At 73.5% G+C, this 9,730-nt stretch carries 6 protein-coding genes; 5 read left to right on the forward strand and 1 reads right to left on the reverse strand.

What is annotated here, in order from left to right; all coding sequences use genetic code 11:
- Positions 1-3,392 (reverse strand): ATP-binding protein (locus ACFUUZ_RS26315; protein WP_378700713.1); only part of this gene is annotated, 3,392 nt, incomplete at its 3' end.
- Positions 3,393-3,742: 350 nt separating this feature from the next.
- Here ACFUUZ_RS26315 and ACFUUZ_RS26320 point away from each other — a divergent pair.
- The 5 genes from ACFUUZ_RS26320 (at position 3,743) to ACFUUZ_RS26340 (ending at position 9,509) form a co-directional block, all read left to right on the forward strand.
- Complete coding sequence (locus ACFUUZ_RS26320) at positions 3,743-5,692, forward strand: AMP-binding protein (protein ID WP_378700715.1); 1,950 nt, start codon at positions 3,743-3,745, stop codon at positions 5,690-5,692.
- Between the two features lie 137 nt (positions 5,693-5,829).
- The gene (locus tag ACFUUZ_RS26325) at positions 5,830-6,219 is read left to right on the forward strand and encodes a hemophore-related protein (protein ID WP_378700717.1); all 390 of its coding nucleotides are present in this window, start codon (positions 5,830-5,832) and stop codon (positions 6,217-6,219) included.
- 62 nt (positions 6,220-6,281) lie between these two features.
- Entirely contained in the window at positions 6,282-6,977 is a 696-nt protein-coding gene (locus ACFUUZ_RS26330; RefSeq protein ID WP_378700719.1) for a response regulator transcription factor, read from the forward strand.
- A complete protein-coding gene (locus ACFUUZ_RS26335; RefSeq protein ID WP_378700721.1) occupies positions 6,974-8,311 on the forward strand; it encodes a sensor histidine kinase in 1,338 nt (445 codons plus the stop codon). Before ACFUUZ_RS26330 ends, ACFUUZ_RS26335 begins: the two co-directional genes overlap by 4 nt.
- A gap of 55 nt (positions 8,312-8,366) precedes the next feature.
- The gene (locus tag ACFUUZ_RS26340) at positions 8,367-9,509 is read left to right on the forward strand and encodes a hypothetical protein (protein ID WP_378700723.1); all 1,143 of its coding nucleotides are present in this window, start codon (positions 8,367-8,369) and stop codon (positions 9,507-9,509) included.
- Positions 9,510-9,730: the final 221 nt, after the last annotated feature.

Below are 9,730 nucleotides of genomic sequence, written 5' to 3' on the forward strand. Positions count from 1 at the left end.
CCGTTCTCGCCCCGCTGGGGTAGGCCGTTCTCCCCGCGCTGCGGCAGGCCGCCGTCACGGGACGGCAGACCATTCTCGCCCCGCTGGGGTAGGCCGTTCTCCCCGCGCTGCGGCAGGCCGCCGTCACGGGACGGCAGACCATTCTCGCCCCGCTGGGGTAGGCCATTCTCCCCACGCTGGGGCAGGCCGCCGTCGCGGGACGGCAGACCGTTCTCGCCCCGCTGCGGAAGACCACCGTCGCGGGACGGCAGACCGCCCTCGCCGCGCTGGGGCAGACCACCGTCGCGAGACGGGAGACCGCCCTCACCGCGCTGCGGTAGGCCACCGTCGCGAGACGGCAGACCGTTCTCGCCGCGCTGGGGCAAGCCACCTTCACCGCGCTGCGGGAGACCACCCTCGCCGCGCTGCGGGAGACCGCCGTCGCGCTGCGGGAGACCGTTCTCCCCGCGCTGCGGCAACCCGCCGGACGGCGAGCCGTTCTCGCCCCGCTGGGGCAGCCCACCGTCGCGGCCGACGAGCCCGTCGCGCGGCGGCAACCCGCCCTCGCGACCGCCGGGCCCGACCTCTCCACGCTGCGGCAACCCGGTCCCGCGCTGCGGCAGCCCACCGTCGCGCGCCGGACCGTCGGCACCGCGCTGCGGCAGACCGCCATCCCGCGCGGCGGGACCCTGCGCGCCGGGCTGCCGCTGCGGCAACCCGGTCTCCCTGGACGCCAGCGGCACCTCGCGCGCGGGCAGCGGCGTCTCCCGCGGCTCCCGCTGCGGCAGCCCGGAGGGCGCCTCCGCACCGGGGCGGCGCTGCGGAACGGCGCCGGTCCCCGGATGCGAGATCCCGGGCGCGGGCCGCGGGGCACCCGAGGCACCCGGCTGCCGCTGCGGCAACCCGCCCGGCCGCTCGGTCCGCGGCTCGGCGGGCGCACCCGCCAGGTTCACCGGCCCGGACGACGGCGCCGCGTCACCCGCGGGGACACCGTTGCCCGCGGGCTGCCGCTGCGGCAACCCACCGGCGGCCGCGGGCGCACCGTTGGCACCCGGCTGACGCTGCGGCAACCCACCGGTCCCGTTCGCCGCGGGCGCCCGCGGCGGCGTACCACCGGGCGCACCCTGCGGGCTCCCCGGCTGCGCACCGCCGACATTCCGCTTCGGCAGGTTCGCGGCCGCCAACTTGCCCCGCTGCGGCGTGGTCCCGGACCCGGCCGCGGGCGCCGCCTCGGAGGCCGAGCGCAGGCTCGCCCCACCCGACGGCCCGCTCGCCTTGGCCATGGCATTGCCCGGCTGCCGCTGTGGCAGCCCGCCACCGGCACCGGCGGCCGCGGGCGGCGCACCGCTGCCCGAGCCGGCGGAGATCGGCCCGCTGACCCCGGGATCAACGGTCACCATGACGTTTCCTCCCGTTGTCCGCTGGATCGATCGGGTCTGCATCGGCGCGGCGGGCGTCGCGGGGGCGGCGGGCGCCGCGGGCTGCGGCCGCTGCGGCTGGCCGGGCGACGGCACCGCGGGCGCGGCCTTGACGGCCTGCCCGGAGACGATCAGCCCGACCGGGACGTGCACGGTCACGGTCACGCCTGGATCGCGCGCGGTGTCGAAGGTGGGCCGCAGCCGCACGGTCAGCCCGTGCCGCTCGGCCAGCCTGCCGACCACGAACAGCCCCATGTGCCGGGCGGTGTCCGGGCCGGGCTCCGCGGTCTTCTCCAGCTTGCGGTTGATCTCGGCCATCTCCGGCGGCGGCATGCCGATGCCGCGGTCCGCGACCTCGATCAGCAGCCCCTGGTCGTGCGCCTGCGCGAAGGTGAACTTGACGTCGGTCTCCGGCGGCGAGGCGCGCAGCGCGTTGTCGAGCAGCTCGGCGAAGAGGTGCGCGAGGTCGGAGGCGGCGGGTTCCTTGAGCGAGCCGCGCGGGGTGGCGCCGAGCTTGACCCGCTCGTAGTCCTCCACCTCGGAGATGGCGGCGCGCAGCACGTCGGCGATCTCGACCGGGGCCGACTTGGCCCTGCGCTGCTTGGTGCCCGCCAGGATGAGCAGGTTGTCACCGTTGCGGCGCATGCGGGCGGCGAGGTGGTCGAGCCGGAAGAGGTTCTCCAGCAGCCGCGGGTCCTTCTCGTCGTACTCCATCGCCTCGATCAGGCTCAGCTGGTGGTCGACGAGCGACTTGGAGCGCCGGGCCAGGGTCTCGAACATGTCGTTGACCTGGGCGCGCATCGCCTGCTGGTCGCTCGCGAGGCGCAGCGCCTGGCCGTGGATGTCGTCGACGGCGCGGGCCAGCTGGCCGATCTCCTCGGAGCTGCGGATCGGCATCGGCTCCAGCGGCACATCCTCGGGGGCGGCGCCGTTGCGGAGCTGGGCGACCTCGTGCGGCAGGTCGCTCTCCGCGACCCGCAGCGCGGCCAGCCGCAGCCGGTGCAGCGGCACGATCATCGAGCGCGCGACGAACACGGCGAGCAGCAGCGCGGCCAGGATGGTCGCGATGACGACGGCGGTGTAGGTGAAGGCGTCCCGGTTGGCGGTCGAGGCCAGCGAGTTCATCGCGGTGTCGATGTCCCGGGTGGCCTTGGCGACCACCCGCTCGTAGACGTCGAGGCTGCCGGTGAGCGAGTTCTTGAGCTCGCCGATGGGCAGCTGACCGGCCGTGGCCGCGGGGCCGGTGAGCAGCTCGGTGCGGGTGTCGATGCCCGCGCGCAGGTCGGCGATCGAGGTGTCGCCCGCCGGGAAGCGGTTGGCGAGCACGTTCAGCAGCTGCCGCTCGGCGGCGGCGCCGGTGAGGAAGGCCTGCACACCGGCTTCCCGGTCGCGCAGCACCTCGGCGAAGCCCGCCAGCTCGGTGACCAGCGTGGCGCGGGTGTTCAGCGAGTCGACCAGCCGCAGCTTGGCCTGGTCCACGCCGGGGTCGCTGACCTGGCCGACGGCCGATTCCACGATCCGGATGCTGTTGTTGCGGACCCGGTCGATCACGCCGAGCCCGTCCGAGTACTGCAGCGTCGGCGACTTGCCCTGGGTCTGCACGGCCTTGGCGTCGTTGATCATGCTGTCCAGCGCCGCGCGGGCACCGGCGACGCCGTCCAGGCTGCCCGCGGCGCCCTCGGCCTCGCCGATCGCCTTGCCGAGGTCGGCCAGGTTCTGATCGGTGACCACCGACGAGCCGGGCATCAGCGACACCATCTGGGAACCGACGACGGTCGCGACGTTCGCGCTCAGGCCGGTGACGGCCGGAATCGCGGTCACGTTCTCGGCGACCCCGGCGAGCCGATTGGCCTCGGAGAACTCCGAGGTGATCCTCGATACGCCGAGACCGACCGCGACCGCCAGCGGCACGGCGAGCACGGCCGTGACCTTCCAGCGCAGGTCCCAGTTGCCGAGCGCCCAGCGCTTCCTGCCGGACCTAGCGGCGTCACGCATCTCCCACTCACTTTCCAAACTGGCCTCCGCCACGCACCATCGGCGAACCTCCACAATCGCGTGCTTGGCTCGACAAGTGGAGCTGGCCGAGAGGTGCGGCTGGCCGAGAAATTGCGTCTGCGACGGCCCAAACAAGTGACATCGGATTCTAACGGATCAATAACGTCTCGGGTGACGCCGTCTACGGGAACGGACCTGGAATTGCCTGTTCCAGGCAAAACCGGAGGTCGCGGCACCCGTCCGGGCGTCGCGTGAAGTCTGCCACAATCGTGCTGATCTATCGAGGCGGGTGCAGCCGAGCGGAAGGTCACCGAGTAGACATCGCAGGACAGGCGAACGAGGGAGCACCGGTGAGCACCGAACACGAATATCGGCCGGTCTACCAGACCAGCCTGGTGGATCCCGCGGAGTTCTGGGCGGCGGCCGCCCAGGACGTCGAGTGGGAGGTCCCGCCCGGCAAGATCGTCGAGCCCGCCAACCGCCCCGTGGCCAGATGGTTCCCGGACGCCACGGTGAACACCTCGGTGAACGCCATCGACCGGCACATCGCGGCGGGCCGCGGTGATCTACCCGCCTTGATCCACGTCTCCTCGATGACCAAACCCGGCGAGCTGGTGACCAGGACGCTCACCTTCACCGAGCTGCTGGACCGGGTGGCGCGCTTCGCGGGCGCCATGGCCGGGCTCGGGGTGCGGGCGGGCGATCGTGTCGTGATCTATCTGCCGATGATCCCGGAGGCCGTGGTCGCCATGCTGGCCTGCGCCCGGATCGGCGCGGTGCACTCGGTGGTCTTCGGCGGCTTCGCGGCGCCGGAGCTGGCCGCCAGGATCTCCGACGCCGAGCCGGTGCTGCTGATCACCGCCTCGGGCGGGCTGGAGCCGACCCGGAACATCGACTACCTGCCGATGGTCGAGCGGGCGCTGGAGCTGGCCGGTTCCAGCGCGCCGGTGATCGTCAAGCAGCGGCCGCAGTGGGGTCCGGCCAAAGATTTCAGCGACGAGCCCGCGGGCGCGGTGCGCTGGCTGGACTGGGAGGAGACGGTGCGCGACGCCCCGGCCGCCGACCCGGTGCCGGTCGCGGCGAGCGACCCGCTCTACATCCTCTACACCTCGGGCACGACCGGGAAGCCGAAGGGCGTCGTGCGGGACAACGGCGGGCACGCGGTCGCGCTCACCTGGTCCATGCGCAATATCTATGACGTGGGCCCCGGGCAGGTGATGTGGGCCGCCTCCGACGTCGGCTGGGTTGTCGGCCACTCCTACATCGTCTATGCGCCGCTGCTGGTCGGCGCGACCACGCTGATGTACGAGGGCAAGCCGGTCGGCACGCCGGACGCCGGGGTGTTCTGGCGGATCGTGCAGGAGCAGAAGGTCAGGGTGCTGTTCACCGCGCCGACCGCGCTGCGCGCCATCCGCAGGGCCGACCCGGACGCCGCGCTGGCGCACCGCTCCGACCTCTCCGGGCTGCGCGCGCTCTTCTGCGCGGGCGAGCGGCTCGACCCGGCCACCTACGAGTGGGCCGCCGACGTGCTGCTCGCCGACCGCCCCGACTGCCCGGTGGTCGACCACTGGTGGCAGACCGAGACCGGCTGGCCGATCTGCGCCAACCCGCTCGGGCTGCAGCAGCTGCCGATCAAGCCGGGCTCGGCGAGCGTGCCGGTGCCCGGCTACCGGATCCGGGTGCTCGACGCCGTCGGCAACCCGGTGCCCGCGGGCACCGAGGGCAATATCGTCATCGGGCTGCCGCTGCCGCCGGGCACGCTGACCGGGCTCTGGAACGACGACGAGCGCTTCGACCGCAGCTACACCGCCGCCTTCCCCGGCCACTACCTGACCGGCGACTCCGGCTACTTCGACGAGGACGGCTACCTCTTCGTGCTCGGCCGCAGCGACGACGTGATCAACATGGCCGGGCACCGGCTCTCCGCGGGCAGCATCGAGGCCGCGGTCGCCAGGCACCCGGCGGTGGCGGAGTGCGCGGTGGTCGGGGTGCCGGACGAGCTCAAGGGGCACCGGCCGCTGGCCTACGTGGTGCTCAAGGCCGGGGTCGAGGTCGATCCGGAGGAGCTGGAGGCCGCGCTGATCGCCCGGGTGCGCGAGCAGATCGGGGCGATCGCCGCGCTGCACGGCGTCGTGGTGGTGACGGCGCTGCCGAAGACCAGGTCCGGGAAGATCCTGCGGCGCACGATCCGGCAGATCACCGCCGGGGAAGAGGTCGAGATGCCCGCGACGATCGAGGATCCGGCGGTGCTCACCGCGTTCGAGGACCGGGTCCGGCTGACCTTCCCCACCGGCGAGTAGCGCACTTTACGATTTCGCGACAATCGGTCCTCACAGTTTCCACAGAGACGCTTCATGGGCATGCCAGTTCACGGCAATACCCTTCGGGTGATCGCCGTCCGCGAGGGCGGCGCACCTCCGATGATCTGGAGCTACACATGAAGTCCTTCCGCAGTCGCCCCATCGTCGCCTCCTTCGCCGCGAGCGGGATCGCCGCCGTCGGCGTCCTGCTCTCGTCGGGCGCGGCCTCGGCGGCTCCGCTGGACCAGCTGGCCGAGCCGCTGCTGGCCTCCGACTGCAGCTTCGCCCAGGTGGACGCCGCGCTGCACAAGGAGGCGCCGCAGGTCGCCGCGCTGCTCGACTCCTACCCCGAGCAGAAGGCCGAGCTGGCCGCGCGCTTCGACGTCCCGGTCGAGCAGCGCCGCGCCGAGCTGCAGCGCGCCATCGACGAGAACCCCGAGGCCGCACAGGAGGCGCAGAACGACCCGCGCACCCAGCAGCTCGCCGGAGTCCTGCAGCGTGTCGCCGACACCTGCTCGCAGTACTGATGCACAGCGACGGCCGGGTCCCGCGGGACCCGGCCGTTCTGCTGTCCGTGGAGAATGAGGCTATGAGTTCCCCGACTGTGCTCGTGGTGGACGACGACGAGGATGTGCTCGCATCGGTGGAGCGCGGACTGCGCCTCTCCGGCTTCCAGGTGCTGGTGGCCAGGGACGGCGCGCTCGCGCTGCGCAGCGTGAGCGAACACACCCCGGACGCCATCGTGCTGGACATGAACATGCCGGTGCTGGACGGCGCCGGGGTGGTGACCGCGCTCCGCGCCATGGGCAACGAGGTGCCGATCTGCGTGCTCAGCGCCCGCGCCTCGGTCGACGACCGGATCTCCGGGCTGGAGTCCGGCGCCGACGACTACCTGGTCAAGCCCTTCGTGCTGGCCGAGCTGGTGGCCAGGATCCGCGCGCTGCTGCGCCGCCGCACCGACCCGGTGGTCCCCTCCGCGCCCGGCGCCATCACCATCGGGCCGCTGGAGGTGGACGTGGCCGGGTACCGCGCGCTGCTGCACGGCGCCGAGGTCGAGCTGACCAAGCGGGAATTCGAGCTGCTCTCCACGCTGGCCAGGAACACCGGCGTCGTGCTCGGCCGGGAGCGGCTGCTGGAGCTGGTGTGGGGGTACGACTTCGTCGCCGACACCAATGTGGTCGACGTCTTCGTCGGCTACCTGCGCCGCAAACTGGAGGCCGACGGCACGCCGCGGCTGCTGCACACCATCCGCGGCGTCGGCTTCGTGCTGCGCCCGCCCCGGTGAGACGCTCCTTCTCGCTGCGCACCCGGGTCGCGGGCTCGGCCGCCGCGGGCGCCGTCGTGGTGGTGACGCTGATCAGCCTGATCAGCCTCGGCGCCATCGAGCGCAACAACCTGCAGCAGATCGACCAGCAGCTCGGCATCGCCTCCAGGATCATCCTGATCGAGCCGGTGGTCGCGGTGAACTTCCTCGGGCTGATGGGGCTCGGCGCCGAGCTGTCGGTGACCGTGCGGGACGGCGGCACCGTCACCGCGGCCAGCCCGCCGCAACTGCCCGAGCTACCGCTGGGCTCGCGCACCGAGGAGGTCGGCGGGGTGCCCTACCGGGTGCTGACCACCTCCACGAACCAGCCTGCGGGCCGGGTCGTCGCGATCGGCATCCCGGCCGCCGACGCCGCGGAGCTGACCGCGCAGCAACAGCGCTGGGTGCTCGGCGGCGCACTGCTGGCCATCGCGGCCGCCGCCGCGCTCGGCTGGCTGCTCGCCGGGGCCGCCGTGCGGCCGATCACCCGGCTCACCGGGCAGGTCAGCGCGCGCAGCGCCTTCCCTGACCCGGACGCCGCGCACCCGGTCGCCGCGCGCGGCGTGCACGAGGCGGAGAAGCTGGCCGACGCGGTGAACACCATGCTGCAGCGGGTGGACCGGGCGCAGGCCGAGACCGCCGCCGCACTGGAGACCGCGCGCGACTTCGCCGCCGTCGCCGCGCACGAGCTGCGCACCCCGCTCACCGCCATGCGCACGGACCTGGAGGTGCTGCGCACCCTCGACCTGGACGAGACCCAGCGCGCCGAGATCCTCGCCGACCTGCAGCGCGGCCAGACCAGGGTGGAGACCACGCTGGCCGCGCTGGAGCGGCTGGCCACCGGCGACCTGGTGCAGGACCGCGACCACGTGCCCACCGACGTGGCCGAGCTCTGCGACCAGGCCGCGCACGACGCCATGCGGCACTTCCCCGGCTTGACGGTGCGGATCGAGACCGATGCCGAGCTGGTCACCACCGGGCTGCCCGCCGGGCTCCGGCTGGCGGTGGACAACGCGCTGGCCAACTCGGTCCGGCACGGCGGGGCCACCGAGGCGCTGGTCGCGGCGCACCGGCGGGCGGACGGGCACATCGTGCTGACCGTGGACGACAACGGCAGCGGGCTGCCGGAGGCGGAGCGCGAGCGGGTGTTCGCGCGCTTCTTCCGGGGCAGCGCGGCGGGCAAGGGCGGCTCCGGGCTCGGGCTGGCACTGGTGGCGCAGCAGGCTCGATTGCACCGGGGGCGGGCGTATTTCGACGACGGCGTGCTGGGCGGGGTGCGGCTGGTGCTGGATCTGCCGCCGCGGCCGCCTCACTGAACTCTCAGAGTTTCCGGGGCGGTACCGCCAAATTCGCCGGCTACGGTCGGGGCCCGTGAAGATCTTCCGCCTCCCCCTGCCGCTCGCGGCCGCCGTGCTCGCGGGCACCGCCGTCAGCTGCGCTTTCACCGATTCCGCGCCCACCGGCATCGCCCTTATCAATGCCGATACCGGCCCCACCGGGGCGAAGATCGCCGAGCAGCTGGGGCGGGACGGTGGTGGGTACAGCTGGACCGCGGTCGCGCCCGATGCGGTGGAGGCGGGGGCGTATGCCGCGGTGATCACGCTGCCCGCCGACCTGACCGACGCCATGGCCACGCTGGCCACCGATGCCCCGCACCGGGCGACGCTGAACGTGCGCTCGCACCCCGACGCCGAATCCGCCTTCGTGGACGGTGCGGTCGATCTGGTGACGCACCGGATCGGGGCGGCGGGGGTGGATGCGGCGCTGGCCGCCACCGCCGACGCGCGGAGCCGGATGACCGGGGTGCAGTTCACCGCGCAGCTGCTGAATGCCGGGGTGGACGCGGCGGCGGGCGGGGCCGAGCAGTTCAGCGGTGGTGCGGAGCAGCTGCTCGGCTTCCTCGACTTCGCGAAGACCGGGGCCGCTTCGCTCACCTCCGCCGTCGCGCTGCTCAACGACACCGTCGACGGGGCGGCGGCGCAGGCCGATCAGCTGGCCGGTGCGCTGGACACCACCGGCGTCACCATCGCGCAGGTGGAGGGCACCGCCGCCACCGTCGGCGCCGGGCTCGACCAGGTCCTGCCCCTGCTGCGCGCCCTGCCCTTCGCCGACGACCCGGCGCTGGTCGAGATCATCGCGAAGCTCGAGGGGCTGCGCGGAGTCGCCGCCCAGGCCGGGACTCAGCTCACCGGTCTCGGTGAACTCGTCGGCGGTGCCGTCGACCCCGACACCGATCTCGGCACCCTCCTTCGCACCGTCGTCACCCGCCTCCGCGAAGCGAGCGCGCAGCTTGGCCGAGGCGCCGAACTCGCCGCCGACCTCCCCCGCCTGGCCGAACAGGGCGGCGCCCAGCTCCTGGACGCCATAGCTCAACTCACCGCGGGCATCACCCAGCTCCGCACCGTCGTCGGCAATCTCAACACCCAGACCGATGCCGCCGTCGAAGCCCTCCCACCCCACCGATCAGCTATCGCCCTGGCCCTGACCGACCCCGTCGAGGTAGTCCGCAACTGACCCTTGAAAAGGGAAAAAGGAGATGTACCCCCTCCGGGGGTACACCCCCTCAAAGCCCCTCGGCGCCCCGCGCCCAGCCCGCGCCCGGTGTGCGGTGCTCAGCGCCGGTGCCCGGTGCCCGCCGCCCGCCGCCGGGGTGCCCGCCGCCCGCCGCCGGGGTGCCCGCCGCCCGCCCCCGGGTGCCCGGCGCCCCGGCGGCGAGGGGGTGCACCCCCGGAGGG

The sequence above is a fragment of the Nocardia sp. NPDC057353 genome, assembly GCF_042667085.1.
In the GTDB taxonomy this organism is placed as follows: Bacteria; Actinomycetota; Actinomycetes; order Mycobacteriales; family Mycobacteriaceae; genus Nocardia.

Bases quoted from the DNA above. Each gene is read 5' to 3' on its own strand.
- ACFUUZ_RS26325 (WP_378700717.1), top strand. From the start codon at position 5,830: ATGAAGTCCTTCCGCAGTCGCCCCATCGTCGCCTCCTTCGCCGCGAGC.
- ACFUUZ_RS26330 (WP_378700719.1), top strand. From the start codon at position 6,282: ATGAGTTCCCCGACTGTGCTCGTGGTGGACGACGACGAGGATGTGCTC.